The organism is Variovorax sp. 10L426 (genome assembly GCF_056395305.1).
Genome location: NZ_JBFTJF010000008.1, coordinates 35,442 through 58,715 on the forward strand (window position 1 = coordinate 35,442; position 23,274 = coordinate 58,715).

General features: G+C 65.0%; 21 protein-coding genes. 7 read left to right on the plus strand and 14 right to left on the minus strand.

The window, feature by feature from the left end; genetic code table 11:
* Positions 1 to 13: 13 nt before the first annotated feature.
* On the plus strand, positions 14 to 1,027 hold the full coding sequence (locus tag AC1DHL_RS13395) for a Bug family tripartite tricarboxylate transporter substrate binding protein (protein WP_478104783.1): 1,014 nt from the start codon (positions 14 to 16) through the stop codon (positions 1,025 to 1,027).
* Positions 1,028 to 1,741: an arylmalonate decarboxylase gene (locus AC1DHL_RS13400; RefSeq protein WP_478162276.1), complete on the plus strand. Its 714-nt coding sequence runs from the start codon at positions 1,028 to 1,030 to the stop codon at positions 1,739 to 1,741.
* 10 nt (positions 1,742 to 1,751) lie between these two features.
* Here AC1DHL_RS13400 and AC1DHL_RS13405 read toward each other — a convergent pair whose 3' ends face one another.
* The 11 genes from AC1DHL_RS13405 to AC1DHL_RS13455 form a co-directional block, all read right to left on the minus strand.
* Positions 1,752 to 2,597: an HpcH/HpaI aldolase/citrate lyase family protein gene (locus AC1DHL_RS13405; protein WP_478162277.1), complete on the minus strand. Its 846-nt coding sequence runs from the start codon at positions 2,595 to 2,597 to the stop codon at positions 1,752 to 1,754.
* 12 nt (positions 2,598 to 2,609) lie between these two features.
* Positions 2,610 to 3,965 (minus strand): MmgE/PrpD family protein, encoded by a 1,356-nt coding sequence (locus AC1DHL_RS13410; protein WP_478162278.1) that lies wholly within the window; start codon positions 3,963 to 3,965, stop codon positions 2,610 to 2,612.
* A 46-nt stretch (positions 3,966 to 4,011) separates the two neighbouring features.
* Entirely contained in the window at positions 4,012 to 5,202 is a 1,191-nt protein-coding gene (locus tag AC1DHL_RS13415; protein ID WP_478104841.1) for a CaiB/BaiF CoA transferase family protein, read from the minus strand.
* Between the two features lie 78 nt (positions 5,203 to 5,280).
* Positions 5,281 to 6,441: an acyl-CoA dehydrogenase family protein gene (locus AC1DHL_RS13420; protein WP_478162279.1), complete on the minus strand. Its 1,161-nt coding sequence runs from the start codon at positions 6,439 to 6,441 to the stop codon at positions 5,281 to 5,283.
* Positions 6,442 to 6,481: 40 nt separating this feature from the next.
* Positions 6,482 to 7,342: an HTD2 family dehydratase gene (locus tag AC1DHL_RS13425; protein ID WP_478162280.1), complete on the minus strand. Its 861-nt coding sequence runs from the start codon at positions 7,340 to 7,342 to the stop codon at positions 6,482 to 6,484.
* A 35-nt stretch (positions 7,343 to 7,377) separates the two neighbouring features.
* On the minus strand, positions 7,378 to 8,655 hold the full coding sequence (locus tag AC1DHL_RS13430) for a class I SAM-dependent methyltransferase (protein ID WP_478162281.1): 1,278 nt from the start codon (positions 8,653 to 8,655) through the stop codon (positions 7,378 to 7,380).
* A 66-nt stretch (positions 8,656 to 8,721) separates the two neighbouring features.
* Complete coding sequence (locus AC1DHL_RS13435; protein WP_478162282.1) at positions 8,722 to 10,203, minus strand: arylsulfatase; 1,482 nt, start codon at positions 10,201 to 10,203, stop codon at positions 8,722 to 8,724.
* Between the two features lie 162 nt (positions 10,204 to 10,365).
* The gene (locus AC1DHL_RS13440; protein WP_478104772.1) at positions 10,366 to 10,764 is read right to left on the minus strand and encodes a hypothetical protein; all 399 of its coding nucleotides are present in this window, start codon (positions 10,762 to 10,764) and stop codon (positions 10,366 to 10,368) included.
* 36 nt (positions 10,765 to 10,800) lie between these two features.
* On the minus strand, positions 10,801 to 11,808 hold the full coding sequence (gene cydB, locus AC1DHL_RS13445; protein ID WP_478104770.1) for a cytochrome d ubiquinol oxidase subunit II: 1,008 nt from the start codon (positions 11,806 to 11,808) through the stop codon (positions 10,801 to 10,803).
* On the minus strand, positions 11,805 to 13,214 hold the full coding sequence (locus tag AC1DHL_RS13450; protein WP_478104769.1) for a cytochrome ubiquinol oxidase subunit I: 1,410 nt from the start codon (positions 13,212 to 13,214) through the stop codon (positions 11,805 to 11,807). The genes cydB and AC1DHL_RS13450 overlap by 4 nt, the downstream gene beginning before the upstream one ends.
* Before the next feature lie 15 nt (positions 13,215 to 13,229).
* Positions 13,230 to 15,038 (minus strand): outer membrane protein assembly factor BamB family protein, encoded by a 1,809-nt coding sequence (locus tag AC1DHL_RS13455; protein WP_478162283.1) that lies wholly within the window; start codon positions 15,036 to 15,038, stop codon positions 13,230 to 13,232.
* Positions 15,039 to 15,227: 189 nt separating this feature from the next.
* Here AC1DHL_RS13455 and AC1DHL_RS13460 point away from each other — a divergent pair, with 189 nt between their 5' ends.
* The 4 genes from AC1DHL_RS13460 to AC1DHL_RS13475 all read left to right on the plus strand — a co-directional run bounded on the left by AC1DHL_RS13460 (position 15,228) and on the right by AC1DHL_RS13475 (position 19,866).
* Complete coding sequence (locus AC1DHL_RS13460; protein ID WP_478104767.1) at positions 15,228 to 15,863, plus strand: FABP family protein; 636 nt, start codon at positions 15,228 to 15,230, stop codon at positions 15,861 to 15,863.
* A 194-nt stretch (positions 15,864 to 16,057) separates the two neighbouring features.
* Positions 16,058 to 16,879, plus strand: coding sequence for a methyltransferase domain-containing protein (locus AC1DHL_RS13465; protein WP_478104765.1), 822 nt, complete (start codon positions 16,058 to 16,060; stop codon positions 16,877 to 16,879).
* A 94-nt stretch (positions 16,880 to 16,973) separates the two neighbouring features.
* Entirely contained in the window at positions 16,974 to 17,939 is a 966-nt protein-coding gene (locus tag AC1DHL_RS13470) for a tripartite tricarboxylate transporter substrate-binding protein (protein WP_478104764.1), read from the plus strand.
* A gap of 76 nt (positions 17,940 to 18,015) precedes the next feature.
* On the plus strand, positions 18,016 to 19,866 hold the full coding sequence (locus tag AC1DHL_RS13475; protein WP_478162284.1) for a GAF domain-containing sensor histidine kinase: 1,851 nt from the start codon (positions 18,016 to 18,018) through the stop codon (positions 19,864 to 19,866).
* Between the two features lie 100 nt (positions 19,867 to 19,966).
* Here AC1DHL_RS13475 and AC1DHL_RS13480 read toward each other — a convergent pair whose 3' ends face one another.
* The gene (locus AC1DHL_RS13480; protein ID WP_478104761.1) at positions 19,967 to 20,245 is read right to left on the minus strand and encodes a hypothetical protein; all 279 of its coding nucleotides are present in this window, start codon (positions 20,243 to 20,245) and stop codon (positions 19,967 to 19,969) included.
* Positions 20,246 to 20,656: 411 nt separating this feature from the next.
* A complete protein-coding gene (locus tag AC1DHL_RS13485) occupies positions 20,657 to 21,103 on the minus strand; it encodes a c-type cytochrome (protein ID WP_478104760.1) in 447 nt (148 codons plus the stop codon).
* A gap of 318 nt (positions 21,104 to 21,421) precedes the next feature.
* Here AC1DHL_RS13485 and AC1DHL_RS13490 point away from each other — a divergent pair, with 318 nt between their 5' ends.
* Positions 21,422 to 21,847 carry a hypothetical protein gene (locus tag AC1DHL_RS13490; protein WP_478162285.1) on the plus strand — a complete coding sequence of 142 codons (426 nt, stop codon included), beginning with the start codon at positions 21,422 to 21,424 and terminating at the stop codon, positions 21,845 to 21,847.
* A gap of 183 nt (positions 21,848 to 22,030) precedes the next feature.
* Here the strand turns inward: AC1DHL_RS13490 and AC1DHL_RS13495 are convergent, their stop codons facing one another.
* Complete coding sequence (locus AC1DHL_RS13495; protein WP_478162286.1) at positions 22,031 to 23,272, minus strand: MFS transporter; 1,242 nt, start codon at positions 23,270 to 23,272, stop codon at positions 22,031 to 22,033.
* Positions 23,273 to 23,274: the final 2 nt, after the last annotated feature.

Genomic DNA, 23,274 nt, shown 5'->3' on the forward strand with positions numbered 1-23,274 from the left:
CAACGGAGACACGATGGAACAGAGACCAGTCATTCGATCGGCACGCCGGCATGCATTGCGTTGGGCGGCGATGGCAGCGGCGCTCGGCATGGCGGGAACGCTCGCCGCCCCCGCCGCATGGGCGCAGAAGTACCCGGACAAGCCGATCCGGCTCATCGTGGGTTACTCCGCGGGCGGTGGCGTCGATGCGGTCGCGCGGCTGCTCAGCGCGCGCCTGCCGGCGGTGCTGGGACAACAGGTGCTGGTCGAGAACCGCACCGGCGCGACCGGGCTGATCGCCGCGGATCTCGTCGCCAAGTCCCCGCCGGACGGTTACACCTTGATGATGGGCGACAGCGCCCTGCTCATCGCCAAGCTGCTCCAGCCCAAGATCGGCATCGATCCGCTCACGAGCTTCAAGCCCGTGGCCGGCGCGTTCATCTCGCCGCTGATGATCGTCACGGGCAACGACTTCCCGGCCCGCACACCCACGGAACTGGTCACGCTGCTGAAGGCTCATCCGGGCCAATACTCGTATGCCACCTCGGGCGTCGGCACCGTGCAGCACCTTGGCTTCGAGATGCTCAAGCAGAGCACGGGCGCCTTCGTGGTCCACGTGCCGTATCGCGGCGCCGCGCAGATCGTGCCCGACGTGATCGGCGGACAAGTGCCGATCGGTGTCGTGAGCGCCACCGCCGCGATGTCGCAGGCGAAGGCCGGCAAGCTGCGCGCAGTGGCGCTGATGAACACCACACACCTCGAAGGCGCCGACAACGTTGCGCCGCTGGCCTCCGCACTGCCGGGCTTCGATGTCGCGCCGCGCATTTTCCTGCTCGCACCGGCCGGCACGCCCGACGAGATCGTCGACAAGCTGTCGGCCGCGGTGAAGACGGTGCTCGACACGCCCGAGGCCGCGACAACGGCGGCTGCGCAAGGCACCCTGCGGGCCTACAGCACGCCGGAACAGTTGCGAAAGGACATGAAGGACGAAACCGCACGATGGAAGCGGACCATCGCCGACCAGCACATCACGATGGAGGGAAGCTGAATGCCGCAGCCGAAGCCGCAGCTGGGCCTGATCGTTCCACCCGCCGCGGGTGCTGTGCCTGTCGACGGGCCGCTGCTGTACGGAGACCGCATTCGCTTCAGCGCGCGCGGACTCGGCCTGGGCGAAATCTCCACGCGTGGCTACACCGAAGTGATCGATTCGGTCGTCGGCAAGGCCCTTGAGCTGGCGGGCGAAGGCGTCAGTGCCGTCTCGCTGATGGGCACTTCGCTCAGCTTCTTTCGGGGCGCGGGTTTCAATCGTGAACTGCAGGCTGAAATGGCGCGCGCCACTGGCTTGCCGTGCAGCACGATGAGCAATGCCATCGTCGGCGGCTTGCGGACGCTCGGCGTACGCCGGGTTGCCGTGGCCACGGCCTACATCGACGAGGTCAACACACAGCTGCGCCGCTACTTGCAGGACAGCGACTTAGAGACGCTCGCGCTGGAGGGCCTCTCGATTTCGGACGTGCAGGCGGTCGGCAAGGTGCCGACGCAGGTGCTGGTCGATCTTTGCGTGCGCGTCTTCGAAGCCAGCCCCGGCGCGGACGGCATCCTGATCTCCTGCGGAGGCTTGGTCACGCTCGACGCAGTGAAGGAAGTCGAGGCGTCACTCCAGGTGCCGGTCGTTTCGAGTTCGCCCGCGGGCTTCTGGGATCTGGTGCGCTGCGGCGGACTGGACCCGCGCTCGCCGGGCCACGGCCGCCTCTTCGCCTGAACGCGTCGGCTCAGTGCCCGGCCGCGCGCAGGATCGACCGCGCCTTGAGCACCACGGGCCGGTCGACCATCTTGCCTTCGACCGCGACCGGTGCGCCGCCGCTGGCTGCATCGGCATCGATCACCCGCCGTGCCCAATCGATCTGCGCGGGCGTTGGAGAGAAACCCTGGTTGACGACGGCGACCTGTTTCGGATGGATGCAGAGCTTGCCGCCGAAGCCCAGGTGTCGCGCGTGCAGCGCATCGGCCTCGATGCGCGCCGGATCGTCAATCGTCGTGCTCACGCCGTCCACCGGCGGCTGCAGCCCCGCGAGCCTCGAAGCCAGCACCATGCGCGAACGGAAGTAGAGCAACTCCTGCCCATCGCCTTCGATATCGAGATCGGCCTGGAAGTCGACGGTGCCGAACACCAGCCGCTGCACCCCGGGCGCCGAAGCGATCTCGTCCATCCTGGCGATGCCGCGCGCAGTCTCGACCAGGGGCAGCAACGCCACGGCGGGGTGCACTTCGGCGATGGCGTGAAGCACGGCAGCGTCCTCCGCCTTGGGCAGCATCAGCGCATCGATGCGCGCTTCGACAAACAAGGCCAGATCGGCGGCATGCCAAGGCGTATCCGCGGCGTTGATGCGGACGGCAACAAGAACGCCGGTGCTGCCGGAGCCTGCGCGTCCAGCAAGCCACTGCGCCACCTGAGTGCGCGCTTCGTCCTTGCGGTCCGGCGGTACGGCGTCTTCGAGGTCGAGCACGATCACATCGGCGCCGCTCTGGGAGGCCTTGTCGAAACGCGCGGGCTGGTGGCCGGGTACGAACAGCAGGCTGCGCGCAACAGCGCGTTCGGAAAGCGAAGCGTTCGACATCGGCTTCACTCCTCAGCTGAGCAGGCGCGTGACGCGAGCCTCGTCGGCAAGACGCCAGATGCGCACGCACAGCGCCTTCGCCTCCTGCGCCGTGGCGCCTTCGCCGTATTGCGTGAGGCGCTGCATCTTGTCCTCGATCTCGGCACGGCTCAGCGTGTTGCCCGGGTCGCCCTTGGGTTCGTCGACGCGACCAGGGAAGGTGCGGCCGTCGGTCGTGGTCACGCTCACCTTGCCGATCCACCGCCCCGGGTAGGCCGTGTCGACCTCGCGGTCGAGTTCCATCATGACCTTGTCGCGGAACGAGGCGACTTCGGGCGCGAGGAAGTCGCGATCGAATTCGGTGAGACCCGCGCGGCCATGCACCGCGATGAGCCCCAGCACCGTGCCCATCGAGAACTTGGCCTGGTGCACCGTGGCCGGCACGACGACGCGGCCGAGCACGTCGATGGCGCCCTGGTGAACATGCGTCACGACGCGGGCGATGTCGCCGGCCTTCAGGTCGTTCTGCTTCATGACTTGCAGCAATGCATCGGCCGCAGGATGCGTGTGGCGGCACGAAGCGTGATATTTGAACGAAGTCTCCGCCAGCGTCCAGCGCGTGCCAAGTCCGTCCGTGAGCCGCGACGGGTCAGCGTCGGTCGACATGCCCACGCCGAGGCCTTGCGGGCCTTCGAGCACATGGGCCGCACCAGTGAAGCCATCCTGCGCCAGATAGGCCGACATCAGGCCACTCGCCGCCGCATGTGCGCAGTGCAATTGCTTGGAATCGGCCGCATCGCGCAGGAACTCCCACACGCCCGCCGACTGCGTGCCTGCCGAGCCGAAGGCATGCAGCATCTGCGAGGGTGTGAGTTCGAGCAGGCGTCCGGCCGCCGCGGCAGCGGCAAGCGTGCCCGCCGTGGACGTGGTGTGAAAGGTGCGGTAGTGCGAGCGTCCCAGGAACTCACCCACGCGGATGCCGACTTCGTAGCCCGCGACCACGGCCGTCAACAGTTGCGCACCGCTCGCGCCGACGGCCTGTGCCGTTGCCAGTGCCGGCGCGAACGCCACTGCCGCGGGATGGAACACCGAACCGTTGTGCACGTCGTCCTGCTCGACGTAGTGCGAGGCTGCTGCATTCACGAGCGCGGCGAAGACCGGCGATGTCGTGCGGCGCGAGTTCAACACTTCACTCGGCCCCTCGGCGGGCCCCATCATCTCGGCGAAGCGCTGGATGCTGCGCACAGGTCGCGCCGAACGGGCGGCGAGCACCGAGCCCAGCCAGTCGAGCATCAGGTCCTCGGCGCGCCGGATCGCCGGCGCGGGAATTTGCGCGAAGGCGAGTTCGGCGGCAAAGGTGGCCAGAGTCTGGCTGGGATGCTGGTTCATGGCGAAGGTTGAATGGAGAGGTGAAACAAGGGCGCCGGGGTCGATCTCAGACCGCGCCTTCGGCGCGTAGTGCGGCGATGGTTGCTGCGTCGTAGCCGGCTTCGGCCAGGATCGCATCGGTGTGCTGGCCCAACGTGGGCACCGCGTCCATCCGCGGATCCCATTCGCGCGGAACGCCGGGCGGCCACAGCGCGGAAACCGGACCAGCGCCCGTTCCCACTTCGGTCCAGCGTTCTCGCGCCCTCAGTTGAGGATGGTTCCAGACGTCCTGCATGGTGTTGACCTGCGCATTGGCGATCTGCGCGGCGTCGAGCCGCTCGATGATCTGCGCGGCACTGAAAGCCGAGAACGACTGCACGATGATCTCGCGCAAGGCCACGCGGGAAGCCGTGCGCAGTGTGTTGGACGCAAAGCGCGCATCGGTCGCGAGGCCGGGCTGCTCCAGCACCTTCGCGCAGAACGCCTGCCATTCGCGCTCGTTCTGGATGCCCAGCATCACTTGCTTGCCATCGCCGGCCGGGAACGGGCCGTAGGGATAGATCGTCGCGTGCGCTGCACCCGCGCGCGGCGGCGGCTCGGCGCCTTCGAACGCGTAGTACAACGGGAAATTCATCCACTCGACCATGCTTTCGAGCATGGAGACGTCGATGCGGCAGCCCTTGCCGGTCTTGCCGCGCTGCAGGAGTGCCGCGAGGATGTTGCTGTAGGCGTACATGCCGGCGGAAATGTCCGCGATCGAACAGCCGGCCTTGGCCATCTCGTCCGGCGTGCCTGTCACGGAGAGGAAGCCCGATTCGCTCTGGATGAGCAGGTCGTAGGCTTTCTTGTCGCGGTACCGGCCTGGCTGGCACGGGTCATCGCCGTAGCCCGAGATGTCGCACACGATCAGGCCAGGATTCGCCGGCGACAGCGCCTCGAAAGACAACCCCAGCCGCGCGGCTGCGCCCGGCGCGAGGTTCTGCACGAGCACGTCGGCGTCTGCAACCAGGCGCTTGAGAACCTCCTGCCCCTTCGGATGCTTCACGTCGAGCGTCAGGCTTTCCTTCGACCGGTTGGTCCACACGAAATGCGATGCGAGCCCGCGGACACGCTGGTCATACGCGCGCGCGAAGTCGCCGCTGCCCGGCCGCTCGACCTTGATGACGCGCGCACCCAGGTCCGCCAGCTGGCGCGTGCAGAACGGCGCCGCAATGGCGTGCTCGAGCGTGAGGACGGTGATGCCTTCGAGCGGGCGCATCTCAGTGCCCGCCCGGCCGCCCGAAGGGCACTGACCACCCCCTTGGGGGGGCGGCGAACGAAGTGAGTAAGGGGGGCATCAAAAACTCCTCGGCAAGCCCAGCATGTGCTCGGCGACATAGCTCAGGATCAGGTTGGTCGAGATCGGCGCGACCTGGTAGAGCCGTGTCTCGCGGAACTTGCGCTCCACGTCGTATTCGCAGGCGAAGCCGAAGCCACCGTGGAATTGCAGGCAGGCGTTGGCTGCTTCCCACGAGGCCTTGGCCGCGAGGTACTTCGCCATGTTGGCCTGCGCACCGCAGGGCTCGTGCGCGTCGAAGCGACGGCAGGCTTCATGGCGCATCAGGTCCGCCGCCTCGACCTCGATGAAGGCCTCCGCGATCGGGAACTGCACGCCCTGGTTCTGCCCGATCGGGCGGCCGAAGACGACGCGCTCCTTGGTGTAGGCCGTGACCTTGTCGATGAACCAGTAGCCGTCGCCGATGCACTCGGCCGCGATCAGCGTGCGTTCGGCGTTGAGGCCGTCGAGGATGTACTTGAAGCCCTGCCCTTCCTCGCCGATGAGGTTCTCGGCCGGAATCTCCAGATTCTCGAAGAAGAGTTCGTTGGTCTCGTGGTTGACCATGTTCAGGATCGGCCGCACCGTGAGCCCGTTGCCGATCGCCTCGCGCAGGTCGACGATGAAGATCGACATGCCCTCGGACTTCTTCTTCACGTCAGCCAGCGGCGTGGTGCGTGCCAGCAGGATCATCAGGTCGGAATGCTGGATGCGCGAGATCCAGACCTTCTGGCCGTTGATGACGTAGCGGTCGCCCTTCTTCACCGCCGTCGTCTTGATCCTGGTGGTGTCGGTGCCGGTGGAGGGTTCGGTCACGCCCATGGACTGCAGGCGCAGTTCGCCGGTCGCGATCTTCGGCAGGTACTTCTGCTTCTGCGCTTCGGAGCCGTGGCGCAGCAGCGTGCCCATGTTGTACATCTGGCCGTGGCAGGCGCCGGAGTTGCCGCCCGAACGGTTGATTTCTTCCATGATCACCGACGCCTCGGTGAGCCCGAGACCCGAGCCACCGTATTCGTGTGGAATCAGCGCGGCCATCCAGCCGGCCTTGGTCAGCGCGTCGACGAAATCGGCCGGATAGGCGCGTGCCTCATCGATCTTGCGGAAATATTCATTGGGAAACTGCGCGCACAGGTCGCGCACGGCATCGCGGATGTCCTGGTAGCGATGATTGGAGTCGTTCATGGGAATAGCGGTGAGTTGAATTCGGGCGTGGGGGTGAGCTTCATTTTTCCAGTCGGGCCGTGGCCTGCATCAGCAGCGCGCCCTGCCCGTCTTCGGCCCACAGCGAGACGGTGCCATCGGGCTGCGGAGAATGGCCGGCCACGCGCAACAGCTTGCCGCAGGTCAACGGGCGCACGGCCTTGAAGCTGTACGCGGCAACCGCACGGCCCGGATTGTGTTGCTGCGCGGCTTCGAGCAGGAGCGTGGCGATCAGCGGGCCGTGCACGATGAGATCGTCATAGCCTTCGATCTGCGTCACGTAGGGATAGTCGTAGTGGATGCGGTGACTGTTGAATGTCAGCGCTGAATAGCGGAACAGCAACGGTGCATCCGGCCGATGCTCCACCGCCCATGCCGCATCGGCCGGTGGCGCCTGCGGCGGTGCGGATTCGCCGGGCTTCGGCGCCTCGCGATAGACGATGTCGTGGAATTCGCGCAGCAGCAGCGTGCCGCCGGCATGCACTTCATGCTGCACCTTGACGAACACGAGCGCACCGCCCTTGCCCTGCTTGAGATTCACATCGACCACGCGCGACGTCTTCGTGGTGGGCGTGGCGAGCTTCAAGGGTGCGAGGAACTCGAGCTGGCTGCCGGCCCACATGCGGCGCGGCAGCGGCACTGGCGGCAGGAAGCCGCCGCGCGCGGGGTGGCCGTCGGGCCCGAGCCCGTTCTGCGGCGCGATCGGCAGGAAATAGCACCAGTGCCACAGCGGCGGCAGTGCCTGTCCGGGTTGCCAGTCATTCCCGTCGTTGCGCACGGTCGCGGCCATCGCGCTCGCAGTCCAGGGCGAGAGCAGTTCGTCTCGCGTCTCGGTGCGGCCGATCCAGCTGCGGAGGTGGTCCAGGTCGAGAGATTCGGTCATGGTGTGTGAATCTATCCCTCTGGCGGCGTCGCTGCTCAGTGATTGCCGAACCCTCCCTTCGGCAAAAGCGAACCGGACCGTGATCGATCGAACACCACCTGGTCGTACCACCATAGCCCCTCGAAAAGGACGCGCGCGACGGGGCGAAGTGCGTGCTCCGAGGCGATCTGGCCGATGGAGCGCTTGCCATCGATGGCGTCCACGAACTTCTTCTGCTGCGCGGTGATCGGTAGGTACAAGTCGGTGAAGGTGTGGTGCCGGTTGATCAGCACTGCCGCTGCGCCTGGCTGCAGCCGCTCCTGGACCATCAGCGTGTCGGGCAAGCGATGGGGCACGTAGTCAAGCCATGCATCGCCCTCGAAGTCGATGGGCTTGTGCTGCGCCCGGTCGTCGCGATACGCCACCACGCTGTGGCGGATCATCGACCCGCGGAAGAGTTCGACCGCGGCATACTGTTCCTCCCGAGGAAGCGCCGCCAGCAGCGGTTGGTGCGGGGACGACGCCAGCCCGCCGCACTGAGGCAGATAGGCCCCTTGCCCCAACCAGCGGCCAAAGCTCAAGCCGCCCGTTCGAAGGAAGTCGAAGAGTTGCGGGACCGAGTAGGCCCGGTCCTGAGGATGAAGCAGCGCATCCGCCAGCCCGGCCTTGTCCTTGAAATCCGGCGCACTGCGCAGCAGCGGCATCAGCGGGTGGTCTGGCGGCAACGCCCGGATGCTTGCCGCCAGCGCATTGATCTCATCCGTCGTCGTTCCGATACCCAGCCGGCGGCAGTAGTCCTGCAACAGGTACACACCGGCGCGGCCGTAAGGTGCATAGACCATCAGGTGCATGGCACCGTCCAGGTCGAGCACGTCGTGAAGGGCTCGCAACCCCGCGTCGGGGTCCGGCAAGTGATGCAGCACGCCCGTGCAGACGACATGTTCGAACGTGCGCCCCAGCTCGGCTGCGCGCTCCACTGGGAGATGGTGGAGTTCGAGATTGTCCAGTCCGTACTTGCGCCTGAGCCCTTCGGTCTTTTCGATGCTCGTCGCGCTGAAATCGATGCCGACCACCTTCGCGCGAGGCCAGCGCATCGCGTGCTTGGCCGCCTGGGAGGTCCCGCATCCGGCAACCAGGATGGTCCGGTCGTCCCGATACGGTTCGTCCGGCCAGAACATGAAGGACTCGGCGCGCCGCCGATCGTCGTTCCACAACTGCCGGTAGTGATCGAGATCGTCGACCGGCGGCGGATAGGGATGGCGTTCGTAGAAGGCGCTCACTTCCAGCGCCACCCGGGCACCATCCGTGCCTGTTGCCTCGCGGTCTTTCAACATGGCCCGTGCGCAGGTTGATGCAAGGCCCCGGGCCTTCCCCGGCCAACCTTGCACGACCCATCGATCTCAGGTGTTGCCGTGAATCGACACCTGCGCCAACACCGCGTCCAGGTTGAACGAAGCGGGCTTCTGCCGTGGCGGGAACTTGGCGAAGTCCGCGATCTGCCCCGCGATCACCGCCTGCATCAGATACATCTGGGGCGCGTGATCGACCATCCAATCCAGGTAGGTGTTCGAGTTGAACTCGGCCCGCTCGTACGGGTCGCGGCGCAGATTCATGATGTACGGCAGCCGAAGCTTCACGAACGGCTCGGCCCACTGTCGCATCGTATTCGCGCGCTGCACGGCCAAGTGGAACTTGTAGTCGCCAACCCGCACCGCGATCACTTCGCCGTCATCGCTGAAGTACACGATAGCGTTTCTCGGGCTCTCCTTCACGGCGCCGGTCAGGTAGGGGATCTGGTTGTAGCCGTCGAGATGGACGTTGAATTTCTTGCCGTCAACCGTACAGCCGTCGAGCAGTTGCTGTTTCACGTCAGCATTGCCGGCGGCCGCGAGCAAGGTCGGGAACATGTCGATGTGCGAGACGATGCCGTTCAGCACCGAGCCGGCCTTGATCTTGCCCGGCCAGCGCATGAAGCACGGCACACGCCAACCGCCCTCCCAGTTGGAGTCCTTCTGGCCACGAAACGGGGTGGTGGCGCCATCAGGCCAGGTGTCGTTCTCCGGGCCGTTGTCGGTGGAGTACATGACGATGGTGTTGTCGGCAATGCCCAGTTCGTCGAGCTTGTCGAGCATCTGTCCGATCTGCTCATCGTGGACAACCATGCGATCGCTGTAGGGGTCCTGTCCGCTCTTGCCCAGGTTCTTCTCGGCGACGTGCGTGCGGAAGTGCATCGCTGTCGAGTTGTACCAGAGGAAGAACGGCTGATCCGCCTTCGCCTGCTTTTCCATCCAGGCGATCGCGCCGTCAGTGATCTCCTCGTCAATGGTTTCCATGCGCTTCTTGGTCAACGCGCCGGTGTCCTCGATCGTCTGCCCGCCCTTGCCGTCAGATATGCAGTGAAGCACGCCGCGTGGACCGAACCGCTTCTTGAACTCGGGGTCCTTCGGATAGTCGGGGAGCTCGGGTTCTTCCTCGGCGTTCAGGTGATAAAGATTGCCGAAGAACTCGTCAAAGCCGTGCATGGTCGGCAGGAACTCGTCGCGGTCGCCGAGATGGTTCTTGCCGAACTGACCCGTGGCGTAGCCGAGCGGCTTCAGCAATTCGGCGATGGTCGGGTCTTCCTTCTGCAGACCGACCGTGGCGCCCGGCATGCCGACCTTGGTCAGGCCGGTACGGATCGGGTTCTGGCCGCAAATGAAGCAGGCGCGGCCGGCCGTACAGCTTTGCTGCGAGTAGTAGTCGGTGAACGTCACCCCTTCCTCTGCGATGCGATCGATGTTGGGGGTCCGATAGCCCATCATGCCTCGGCTGTTGTGGCTGATGTTCGAAATGCCGATGTCGTCACCCCAAAGAATCAAGATGTTGGGTTTCTTCGCTGCCATGATTTTTCCTTCGCATTGAATGAAGTTAAAGATGCTCGGCAAGGTGCTTGGCCTCGCGCCCCCCAATCCGGCAAGCCACGCCAGGCTCGCCCCGATTGATCGATGGGAACTTCGATGCCCCAAAGGGCAAGAACAAAGTCCCGTTTCATTTCGTCGCCTGACTCAGGTGTGCGGCCGGCGACGCAGCACGATATTCACCAGGCTGCGGAACAGCAGGTAAGGCACGACCGCGAGGACCGCCGCGACCATCACGGCCTCGCCGGGATAGACCCAACGCACCGAGATGAACTGATAGATGGCATCCATGACGATGGCGAAGATGAACACTTTCCCGACGTCTCGCCAGCCTTCGAGCAGCAACGCCTTGCGTTGCGTGCGATCGTGAACGAGCGCCCATAGGTAGACGGGCCTCCCGTCTCGCGCGTCCTGCCTGCCGGCCCTGAAAGCGAAGAAGGCGGCCACCGCCGGCTGCAGGATGAACCGGAACGAAAGCGGCGCATGCCGGCCGCTCGTGACGTCCGACCATGTGCGGACGAAGACATCCATCAGGGAATCGATCATGTGTGGCCTGCGCTATCCATGGCGACGTGTTCTTCCTCACCGGTAGCCGCTGCGGACCTTGCCGCGGAACACCCAGTACACCCCGAAGGTGTAGATCGCAATCACCGGCAGCACCACCGCGGCACCGTAGAACAGGAAGCGGAGCGATTCCTCCGGCGCAGCCGCACTGGCCACGGTGACCGCGTACGGGACCATGTAGGGCCAGAACATCACGCCGAGCGTCAGGTAGGCCGCCGCGATGAACACCACCGTCAGCGTGTACGCGACACCATCGCGGCGCGCACGAGCCCCCATGATGACGCCGATCAACGAGGCGACGGCCACCGCGACGAAGACCCATCCCCATGGCCGATCCTTCAGGTGACTCTGCGCGATCGCACCTGCATCGAAGCTCAACGACACGGCGAATGCCAGTCCGAGCACCACGAAGACGGCCACCGCGAGCCAGGGAATGCGGCGATAGGCCCAGTCCCGCAGATCGCCTTCGCTCTTGAGCACGATCCAGCCCGCACCCAGCAGCGCATAGCCAAAGACGAGGCCAATGCCGGTCAGGACCGAGAACGGATGCAGCCATTCGAGGGACGTGCCCGCGAACTGGCCATTCGCCACTGGAAGGCCCCGCATCAACGCCCCCACGGCGGCCCCCTGCACGAAGGCGACCACTGTCGATCCCAGGAAGAATCCCGTGTCCCACAGCCAGCGTGTCTTCACGCTGCGGAAGCGGAATTCGAAGGCGACGCCGCGAAAGATCAAGCCGACGAGCAACAACAGCACCGGCAGATAGAACGCCCCCAGGAACACGGCATACACCACCGGGAAGGTCGCGAACAGGCCCGCGCCGATGATCACCAGCCAGGTCTCGTTGCCGTCCCAGAACGGCGCGATGGTGTCCATCATGTGCAGGCGGTGGTCCTGCTCGCTGGTGGTGCCGAAAAGAATCCCCACGCCAAGGTCGAAGCCGTCCAGGATCACGTAGACCAGGATCGAGATGGCGATGACCGCCGCCCAGAAGAGCGCCAGGTCGCTGGGCACGGCCGGGCTCACCGCGTGCCTCCGGATCCGCCGTTGGGCGCAGCGTCCGTGCGCGCGGCGATGGCCAGCGGCCGGCTGCCGGTGACGTTGCCCGTGGCTTGCGTCTTGGCACGCGGTCCCTGGCGCAGGAGCTTGTAGATGTAGTAGATGCCGAAGGAAATGAAGAGCCAGTACACCACCACGTAGACGATTAGCGAGGTCAGCACGTCACCCGTGGTCAGCGAGGGGGTGACGGCGTCCTTGGTGCGCAGCAGGCCGTAGACCACCCAGGGCTGGCGTCCGATCTCCGCCGTGTACCAGCCGGTGAGGATGGCGACGAAGCCGGTCGGGAAGGCCGCGAAGGTGATCCACAGGAACCAGCGCGACGACTCCAGCTTGCCCCGCCATCGCAGGAAATTGCCGAGCCACGAGACGGCCAGCATGATGAGGCCCATGCCGACCATCAGCCGGAAGGTCCAGAAGGGAATCAGCACCGGCGGCCAGTCTTCGCGAGGAAAAGACTCGAGGCCGCGCTCGGGGGCGGTGAGGTTGCCCGATGCGATGAGGCTGCCGAGCTTGGGCACCGTGATGGCGAAGAGGTTGCGCTGGTTCGCCTCGTCGGGGATGGCGACCAGGACTTCGCTGGCGGGCTGCTCGTTCTTCCAGCGTGCCTCGATCGCAGCGAACTTGGCGGGCTGGTGGGCCAGCACGTACAGGCCCGTCAGGTGGCCGAAGAAGAGTTGGACCGGGATGAGCACGGCGGCCAGCCCGAGGCCCCAGTGGAGCATCATCCGGCCTTCGTCGAAGTGCACGCGGCGCAGGAGATACCAGGCACCGGTCGCCGACACGCACATCGAAGTCGTCAGCAAGGCGGCGAGCAGCATGTGCGGCCAGCGCACCATCTGTATGGGCCCCAGCACGATCTGCATCCAGTCGGCCGGAATGATCTTGCCGTCCACGATCGTGTGGCCCAGCGGCACCTGCATCCAGCTGTTGTTGGCCAGGATCCAGAACGACGAGAACATCGTGCCCAGCGACACCATGCAGCACGAGAAGAAATAGAAGCGCGGCGATACCCGGTCGCGCCCGAGCAGCATCACGCCGAAGAAAGTCGCCTCGAGCATGAAGGCCGTGAAGCCCTCATAGCCGAGCAACGGTCCTTGAATCGAACCGGTCTTGACGGCGAGCACACCCCAGTTGGTTCCGAACTGGAACGCCATCACGATGCCCGTGACCACCCCCATGCCGAAAGACACGGCAAAGATTGGCAGCCAGAAGTCGAACACCCTGCGATAGAGCGCGTTGCCCGTCGCCAGCCTGGCGCCTTCGATGGTGGCCAGCCAAGCCGCGAGCCCGATCGTGAAGGCGGGAAAGATGATGTGGAAGCTGATCACGAACCCGAACTGGATTCGCGACAGTGTCACGGGGTCGAGGTCCATGTTCGAACTCCCGTTTCATTTCTTCGCTGCGGCGCTGTCCAGGCCCAGGATGACGACCTTCGCGTGCCTCGGCTTCGTTGGCCATGCGACCATGGTGAATCCGTCGGCGACAGCAACCTTCTGCGCGCCATCCGCCGTGTACGTGATCACGCCGCCTCCGATCGCGCCGCCGCTTCCGAGCGGGCCTCCCCAGAGCTTCTCCCCGGTGGAGGCGTCAAGCGCATAGAAATTGCCGCCGAGGTCGGCAAAGAACACGATGCCCCCGGCCGTCGGCGTGATCCCGGCGACGATGGGATAGTTGGACTTGACCCGCCACTTCCAGACACCGGTGTCTGCGTCGCTGGCATAGATCCATCCGGCCCAATGTCCGTCGGTTTTGTCTTCCTTGCCGAACATGTTGATGGGATTGAGCGTTGCCATTCCGGTCCAGGGCTGGCCGACGGCCACTTTTCGCATCCTCTCATCGGTCTTGATCGTCACCGTATCGCACCAGTCGACGGTGCCGGTGATGACGAGATTCGTGGTCGGATCGAAACCTGGCGTGTTCCATTCGGTGCCTCCCACCGGACCCGGACAGAAGTGAACGTCCTGGCCGACGGCGAACGTGCCCTCGGCATTCTCGATTTGGGTGACCGGCACGCGGTAGATCAAGTTGTTGCTGGGGAGCTCGTAGCCATAGAGGTGCCCATCCTTCGGAGCGACCGACATGAGCTGCTTGCCGCCCATGGTCTGATGCAGGATGGGTGGACTGGACACATCCCAGTCATGCCAGTCCTTCTTCACGACCTTGAAGTTGTTCTTGTAGTCGCCCGTCTTGGCATCGAGGACCACGACCGAGTCCGTGAAGAGGTTTTCGCCTTCGCGTGCCCCTGAGGCGAAGTCAGGGGCCGGATTGCCTCCCGGGACGTACAGCAAGCCATTCTTGATATCGAGGGTGTACGAGGTCCAGGTGCCGCCGCCGCTGATCGGTATGCCTGGCGCGTTGTTCCAGGTCTTCCCGTCGAGCGGTGACTTGCCTTCCGGTCCACGGACGACGTCGCCCTCGGCCTTGGGAACGAGGAAGAACTGCCAGACGACCTTGCCGGTCTTGCCGTCGAGTGCGTAGACGTTACCCTTGCCACCCTTGTAGTCGCCGCCGGCATTGCCGATGTAGACGAGGCCATCCCAAGCGATCGGCGCCGAAGGCACCGACTCGCCGCGCTTCGGATCGCAGATGGTCGTCTCCCACACCTGCTTGCCGGTCTTGAAGTCGAAGGCCAGCACCCGGCAGTCCTGCGTCCCGCGGAACAGCAGGCCGTCCATGTAGGCGGCGCCGCGATTGGCCGGAAGGAGCCCGCCGGGATAGTCCAGGCGGGTGCGCCAGTTCTCGGCGCACGTGGTCGGATTGATGGAGAAGATTTCGAACTCGGCCGTGCCGATCAAGGCGTTGTTCACCATGATCAGACCCGATTCGAAAGCGGTGAAGATGCCGAGGTCGTACGTGCACTGGATCTTCAGGTTCCCGACATTCTTCGTGTTGATCTCGGTGAGCGGCGAGAAGCGCTGCGAGGTCGGTGTCCGGTTGTAGCTCGGCCAGTCTCCGGCGCTCGCGTTCGGCCAGGGCGCGTCGGCGACAGGCGATGAAGGCGCTGCGGCTGCGGGCGCCTTGTAGGCGGGATTCGATTCCACAGCCAGCGTGCCCGCCGGCGTAGACAGCGACTTGAGAAAGTTGAGTCCCATGCCGCCGTAGGTCGTCATCGGCACCGGGAACGCGGCATAGAGCGCTCCGGCGATGGCCCCGCCAACCACAACGAGCACGCCGATGATGGCGAAGATCCTTTTCATGCTTCTACCCCGATCGTGTAGGAACGCACCGACGATTGTGGCCACGGCGTCCGAGTACGCCATCCCAGCGGCCACCTACCTCCACGTACGTGGAAAGCGACCGGGGCCACCTGCGCGCCTTGAACCACTTGTCGTGGATCTGCTCGTAGACTTCGACGCATTCCGGTTGCCAACCTTCACGTCAATCCCATGCCCATGTTTCCGGACGACATCTACACCGAGCCTTCCAACCTCGATGGGCGAACCCTCGCCAACCTCGGCCCACTGCGCAGGATGGCGGGCGTTTGGCAGGGCGAGAAAGGCGTGGACGTCAAGCCCAAGGCGCAGGGGCCGAAGACGCAGGTCTATGTGGAGCACTACGAACTGCAGCCGATCGATCCACAGACCAATGGCCCGCAAGTGCTGTATGGCCTGCGCTATCACACCTTCATCCACAAGCCGGGCCTGACCAAGATGTATCACGATCAGGTCGGCTACTGGCTGTGGGAACCTGCCACCAGCACCGTCATGCTCACGCTGGCGATCCCGCGCGGCCAGATCGCGATGGCGAGCGGCCATGTGGATGCAGATGCGGACCGCTTCGAACTCGTCGCTGCGCGCGGGAGCCTCGTCAACGGCATCGTGTCCAACCCGTTCATCGAGCATGCATTCACCACGCTGGAGTGGCGCATCCAGGTGGCGTTCAATGCCGATGGCACCTGGGCGTACAACCAGGACACGGTCATGCAGATCCAGGGGCTGGCCGAGCCCTTTCATCACACGGACCGCAACACGCTCTCGAAGATCGGTGAGCCGACTCTCAATCCCTTGGCTATGCAGGGCTGAGGGATCTGCGGGCGAGCGACTACTTCGCCTTCAGAGTCAGGGCGCGAAGATGCTCGGCCAGATCGAGCGCGCCATCGTTGTCGGGATTGGCCTTGTTGAATTGATAGGACCTTGAAGGCCGGCAATGCCTGGCCGATACTGCCTTGACTCGGCTCCGTGCGATCCAGCGCCTAATACAGTCCCGGAGGTGGACAGTGACTGAAGCTGATCCCTACTTTCTAGGCTATCGCCAGGCGGAGCAAGATCGCCTGGGGCGACAAGCGGAAGAGCTTGCCGCCGATTCGAACTGGCTGTTCGATCACATCGGTGTAGCTGCGGGCTGGCGCGTGATCGAGATTGGCTGTGGCCCCCAGGGTTGTGTGGGCCTTCTCGCGGAGCGCGTCGGCGCGACGGGCCGAGTCGTCGGCGTGGAACGCAGCGCCGAGCAAGTGCAGCGTGCACGAGGCTTCGTCGCGGACTGCCATCTGACGAACGTCGAAGTCCTGCATGCCGATGGGCGCAAGACAGGTTTGCCTGAGCAGTCGTTCGATCTCGCGACCGCGCGGCTGGTTCTGGTCAACATTCCGCAACCCGAGGGCCTGGTGCATGAGATGGTCCGTCTTGTCCGACCCGGTGGCGTGGTGGCCCTGCATGAGGCCGAGGCAACCACGCAGCGATGCGATCCACCCCACCACGCCCAAACCCGTTTGCTTGATCTGCTCAACACGTCGGCTGGAATGGACGGGATTGACCGGACGATCGGCTCCAAGGTGCCGCGTTTGATGCGTGAAGCCGGGTTGGTGGATATTCGCGTGCAACCGTGGGTCCACGCGTACCCTGTGGGCCATGGGCGTCGAATGCTGCTGCTTGATTTCGTAGAGAACGCGCGGGCCAGGCTCCTCGATCAGCAACTGATCGGAGAAACCGAACTGAACGAGTTGGCGGCCCTTCTGAAGCGTCACCTCGAAGACCCTGAAACACTGGTGCTGTCGAGCGTCTTCATTCAGGCCTGGGGTCGCATGCCGGAGCGGCCATAGGTGCCATACTCCGGCCCTGGCGGACGATCCGAAGTAGCTCGCAATGGCATATCAGGTTCGTCCATCGCGCGAGCGCACTTCCGAAGGAGCGGCTATGCGTCTGGCCGAGGCCCTGAAGATCCTCACTCTTGTACTGGGCATCTGCCTTGCCGCCCCTTCACGTGCAGAAGACGGCGGGCCGGTCAGGTTCGTGGTGCCCTTCGAAGGCGGCTCTGCCGCGGCGCTCGCGCTCTACATGGCCGAACGTGCGAACGCGGATGACGGCTCCCACATCTATATCGATGAAAAGCCCGGCGCGAGCGGCCGCATTGGCGCCATGTTGGTCAAGAATGCGGCGCCCGACGGCAAGACCATTGCGCTGTTTCCCTTCGTGGTGCCCGTCCTGGCGCCGCTGATCTTCAAGGATGTCCACTACGACGCGGTGCACGACTTCGCTCCGGTCTCGCAGATTGCGACATACACCTTGGCGCTCGCGGTGCCGAACGATCATCCCGCCACCTCGCTCGCAGGGTTCGTGGCCTGGGCGAAGGACCATCCGACGCAATCGTTCTACGGAATGGGCGCCGCGGGAAGCCTGGCTCAGTTTCTCGGCGTCATGATCGCGCGGGAGACGGGCATCGAGTTGAAGCCTGTGGCTTACAAGGGCGCCGGGCCAATGACGGTCGATCTCGTGGGGGGGCATATTCCTGCCGGCATTTCATCGACCTCCGACTTCATCGAGATGCATCACGCGCACAAGCTTCGGATCATTGCGGTGTCGGGCGCGCAGCGCTTGGCGCAACTGCCGGATGTGCCGACGTTTGCCGAGCAAGGCTATCCATCGATCCAGGCCGCCGGCTGGGTCGGCGTCTTCGCTCCATCCGGAACCCCGAAGAAGGACATCGACCGATGGTCAACGGTGTTCGCGACGATCGTGCATTCGCCGCAATCGACGGCCAAATTCGCCGAGTGGGGACTCGAACCCACTGGCACCACGTCGGATGAACTCGCAGCGACCCTGGCAGCCGATATTGCGCGCTGGGCGCCCATCGTGAAGGCGTCGGGCTTTCACGCTGACTAGGGTCGCCCGAAACACGATCAACCGGACGTCATCGATGGCTGTGCGCCCCTCCAATGCCCGCACGACACCGACTGCCATGCGACTCGCTCCCGACTCGCTGGTGGCCCAGGTGCAAGGGCCGACGTCGGTCTCGGCGCACGACCTGCTGCGCTTCGAGCGCCTGCTGTCGGATCTGTCGGCGACATTCATCGCGCTGCCCTCCCAGGAAATCGACGGTGCCATCCGTGACTGTCTGGCGCGCATCGTCTCGACACTTGGCATCGATCGATCCACGCTCAGTCGGGTCTTCCCCTTGAGCGGGCGGATGGAGGTCACCCATACGTTCGCGGCGGAAGGTATCGGGCCGCCGCTGATGAACGTTGCGGCGCGCGAATTCGCCCCCTGGTCCCTCAGGATGGTGATGGCCAATCGGCCGGTGGTTTTCGAGCGCCTTGACGACCTGCCGCCCGAAGCCACCGTCGACAAGGAGACGCTGCGCAGCATCGGCCTCAAATCGCATGTGACGATGCCGATCATCGTGGCCGGCGAACTGCATGGCGCCCTGAGCTTCGGTTGCGTCCGCGCGGAACGCAACTGGCCGGACGACCTTCTGAGCCGCATGCGGCTGCTGGCGAACGTCCTCGGCAGCGCCCTGGCGCGCAAGCATACGCAGGAGCAGCTCGACCATGCGATCGGGTTCGAGCGGCTGGCCAGTGGCATCCTGGCCTCCCTGGTGCTGGCCGAGCCGGGCCAGACCGAAGCTGCGATCGGAATCGGCCTGCGCCAGATCGGCCAGTTCATGGAGGCCCAACGGGTCGGGCTCTGGGAACGCACATCCGGCGACGCCACGTTTCACTCCGTTCAGCGCTGGCATGCCGACGGCTTTGCGCCGCCGTTCGCCGTGGGCGACACACCCGATCTCCCCTGGACCATGCAGCGCCTGGCGGCAGGCAACGTCGTTCGCCTGCCTCGGGTCGGCGATCTTCCGCGCGAAGCCGAGGTCGACCGCATCGCGTTGCAGGCAGCCGGCGTTCGATCGTTGTTTGCAGTGCCGATCTCCGTCTCGGGCAAGGTCGCGGGTGCCTTGTCGATCGCGAGCACACAGCTCGAACACGAATGGCCGGACGCGCTGATGCCCGGCGTCAGCCTGTTGGCTGAAGTGTTCGGTAGCCTGCATGCGCGAGATACGGCCGAACGCCGCAAGCTCGCCGCGGAGGTCGAGGCGGCACATTGGCGCGAGCGGCTGGCGCACCTTGTCCGGGTTCATACGGCGGGCGAGATGTCAGTCGCGCTCGCCCACGAGATCACCCAACCGCTGGGCGCCATCGAGAACTACGCGCTGGCGGCGCGCCGGCGTGCCGGCGAATCGGCGCCTGACCTGACGCGCGTGTCGGAGTTGCTGGACAAAGTCATCGGACAGGCCACACGCGCCGGCGACGTGGTCACGCGCATGCGAAGCATGGTGCAGCGGCACGCGCTGGATCCGAAACTGATCGACATCGAACGCGCCATCGCCGAATGCATCGGCATGGTGAAGATGGACTGCGACCTGCGCGAGATCGATGTCCGTTTGTCGGCGCAGAGCGGACTGCCACCGGTCAAAGTCGACGAGATCCATTTGCAGCAGGTGGTGCTGAACCTGCTGCGCAACGCGATGGAGGCCATCGAGCAAGGTGGTGGCGAGCGCGTGATCAGCGTCTCCATTGCGCTCAACCAGCGCGAGGAAATCCAGGTGGAGGTCGCGGACACCGGCAGCGGCATTGCCGAAGGCGATCTGGAGCGGGTCTTCGAGTCCTTCTACTCGACCAAGCCGAGCGGCCTGGGGGTTGGCCTGGCCATCTGCCGCAAGCTGATCGAGGCGCATGGCGGCATGCTGTGGGCCTCGCACAATCCGACCGGCGGCGCCCTCTTCCGATTCACCATCCCAACCGCCGCGCAGGGCGACTGAAAAATCATGGCCGAATCCGGGCGAGTACGGCGTCCAACGCGAGGCCGCCAGTTTCCCTGGCCGGCCTGTCCAGCGTGCCCAGCGTCGGATCGCTTCAAGGCTAAGGAGCCTGCACCACGGAGCTTGCTGCTGTGCGGGCGATCTGCAATCGACGTTCGACTTCTGAATCGACGACCGCATGCAGCGCTGTCAATTCGGTGCGGGTGAAATAGCGCTGACTATCGCGTACGTTCTCCAAGTGCATGAGCAGGCAACGGACGCATGAGGCGGCGTGATACGCCTCATGCAATGCGTCGAAGGCTGCCGTAGCCTGCATGCGCGAAGCGGCGAAGGAGGAGACGTTCGGGTGGCGCGCGAGCGCGCAGGTAGGGTGTGCCATGAATGGCCTCCAAGGATGGCGGTTTGCTACAACCGCCGCACCCACTGCTAAACGGGGGCGGCGACTCGAACGGGTTAGCAGACCGGGCCATCCTTGCGGAAACCGGCAGGCCCTTGCGGGCCTCCCATCCGAGCCGCCAAAACATGGGGCACAGACAACGAAGCCGCACGATCTGCGGAACAGAACTGCGGCTTGCGTCGCAGGATGGCAATGGGCTGCTAAACCCGATCACGCCTTTTTTGACGTGACGGGCGCGAGTATATCGGCGCCCCTTTTCATGCTCGGACCACAGGGTCATCGTCATTGCCAGTCTGGTGAGCCTCACCTGCGCCATGCCTTGCGAGTCTTCGGATTCCGTGAAGACGCGAAGGTTCGATCGCCAATGGCTACTCCCGGCAACCTGGGGGCGAGCTACTTCTTCCTGAAGGTGTCGTGGCAGGTCTTGCAGGTCTCGCCCAACGGGCCCATGGCGGCTTTCAGTGCGTCGAGGTTGCCGGCTTTCGCGGCGACCAGGAGCTTCTCCGTGTCGGACATCAACGTCTCGCTCAGCTCCTTGAATTTCGCCTGCTCCTGCCAGATCTCAGGCTTGGCCTTGCCGCCTTCCGTGCCGGGCCCGAATCCGGCCCAGGGAAGCTTCGATATTTCGACCACGACTTCTGCGTTGGCCACCGCGGCCGTCGCGTCGTAGGGCACCCTGCCGGCGGCCATGGCACCCAGGCGGCCGACGTGCTGGCCCTGGATGAACATCGCGCTCTGACGGTACTTGATGGCATCTTCGGTCTTGGCGAACTGCGCGCCGGCCGACATGGAAAAGCCGCCGCAAGTGGCAACCAGGATGAAGGGGACAAGGGTTTTCATTCGTTAGTCCTTCTTGTTCGCGCACCGCGGAGTACGGCGCCCACCAGTTTCGAATTGCTGCGGTTCGAGTCTGGAGACAGCCCGCGGCACGGTTGATTCCGCGGTAAAGCGGAACGTTCATTCCCGGAAACGCACGATCGGTTCAATACCCATGAAGCCAGTTGGGTACGCCCTCGATTGCACCAAGCGAAAGACAGGATTAGCATGATGCCGACCGCCCGGAGGTGAGTGAGCGGCCTGGAGCCGAAGAACCGTGAGCACTCAACGTAACTTGTCCGTCGGACTGCCATTGGGGTTCGCTCTGGCGTCGCCCACATCATGAGTGACCGGCGCATCCTCATCGTGGCTCACCGGACCGCGGCCTCGCCCAAGCTGCTCGCCGCCGTCGCCGAGCGGGCCGCACGCGGGCCGTGCAAGTTCACGCTCCTGGTCCCTCGGCCGTATTGGGACCCGGACACCGAGGAGGCGGCCATCACGCTCGAGCTCGCGATTCCGCTGCTCGACGTGGCCGCGGGCTCGCATGTGCAGGGGATCGTCGGGGCCACCGACCCGTACGAGGCCGTACACCAGACGCTCGAGCGCGAGAAGTACGACGAGGTCATCGTCTCGACGCTGCCAGAGCGGATCTCCCGGTGGTTGCGCCTCGACCTCGCCCATCGCATCGAGCGGTTCGGCGTGCCCGTGAGCGTCGTGACTGCGGAGCAGGCGAAGCGCACCCTCTCGCCGGGAGCCGGGTCGGGCTGATCGGACGCCGCGGTCAATCTACGGCGCGGGGTAGTCCCAAACGTCGGGCGGCAGCTTGTCCTTGAGCGATGCATACATGGCGTCGCGGGACAGTTTCAGCGCCGGGGCCCTGCTCGTTGTCCACGATGACCTCCAAGCTCTCGAGCTTGCTCGGCACCGAGGACCACCAGCCGCGAGCGGTCCTCACCCAGCCTCTTGGTGCGCCGCGCCGCCCGCACCCGCGCGACGGGACGGAATCCAATAGGCCAACGCCCCAGCCGCCACCAATGCGATCAACCCGGTCGCAGCGATGCCCAGGGCCAGGGACAGGCTGGCGGCCAGGAACGACAGCAGCGCCGGACCGCTCGAAGAACCGATATCCGACATCAGGCGCCACACGCCCAGGAAATGCGCACGCCCGTGCGGTGGCGAGTGATCGGCGCCGAGCGTCATGATCATCCCCGAGCCGATGCCGTTGCCGAAGCCGATCGCCAGCGCGGCGATCAGCAGTGTGACGAATCCGGTACTCAGCGGCATCAGCAGCATCGCCATGCCCATGATCAGCATCGACGGCACCGCGACCCAGCGCCGGCCCTTGTGATCCATCACCTTGCCTGCCGGATAGAACACCAGCATGTCGATGCCGCCGGCCAGGCCGTAGATCAAGGAAGCCACCGCAGGCGCCAGCGCCAGGTGCTCAGCCCACAGCGGTATGACGGCCTGCCGCGATGCCCGTACCGCACTGACCAGCACCACCCCTACGCCCACAGTGAGAAACACGCGGCGGTAATCCTTCAGCGTGGAGATGAGGGTCACGGACGCCGGGGCGCTCTGTCCGGCAGGCGCTGGCGGCACTTCCAGGTCGGGAATGCGCGCGCCGATTCCCGCCGCGCCCAGGACCCCGACGATCCCGATGACGTAGGCCGCCGAGAGGCCGAAGGCGTGCACTGCCGCTGCGGCAAGAAAGGGGCCGACGAACATGCCGATGCGCATCACGCCACCGAGCGTCGAGAGCGCCCGCGCGCGATACACGACCGGAACGGCTTCTGACATGTAGCTCTGGCGCGCCAGGTTGTAGACGGCCTGCGACATGCCCACCATGAGGCAGCCCGTCGCGAACAGGCTCAGGTGCGAAGTCCATAGGCACAAAGCCATGCCCAGGCCGCTCCAGATACCAGCGACAACGATGGCCCAGCGCTCGCCCCAGCGCATGGTGATGAGCGATGCCGGGATGTTGTTGATCAGCGAGCCGATGCTGATCAGCCCGACCACCAGCGCAGCCATTGACACCGAGGCCCCCAGGTCGCGCGCCGTGAGCGGAATGATGGGAAGGATCGCGCCTTCGCCCAAACCGAACAGCAAGGAAGGTCCAAAGGCCGGGACGGCTATCTTGCGGAGAGAAAACGTGGATGAGGCGAAAGAAGCGGGTGGTGGAGGGGAAGACATGC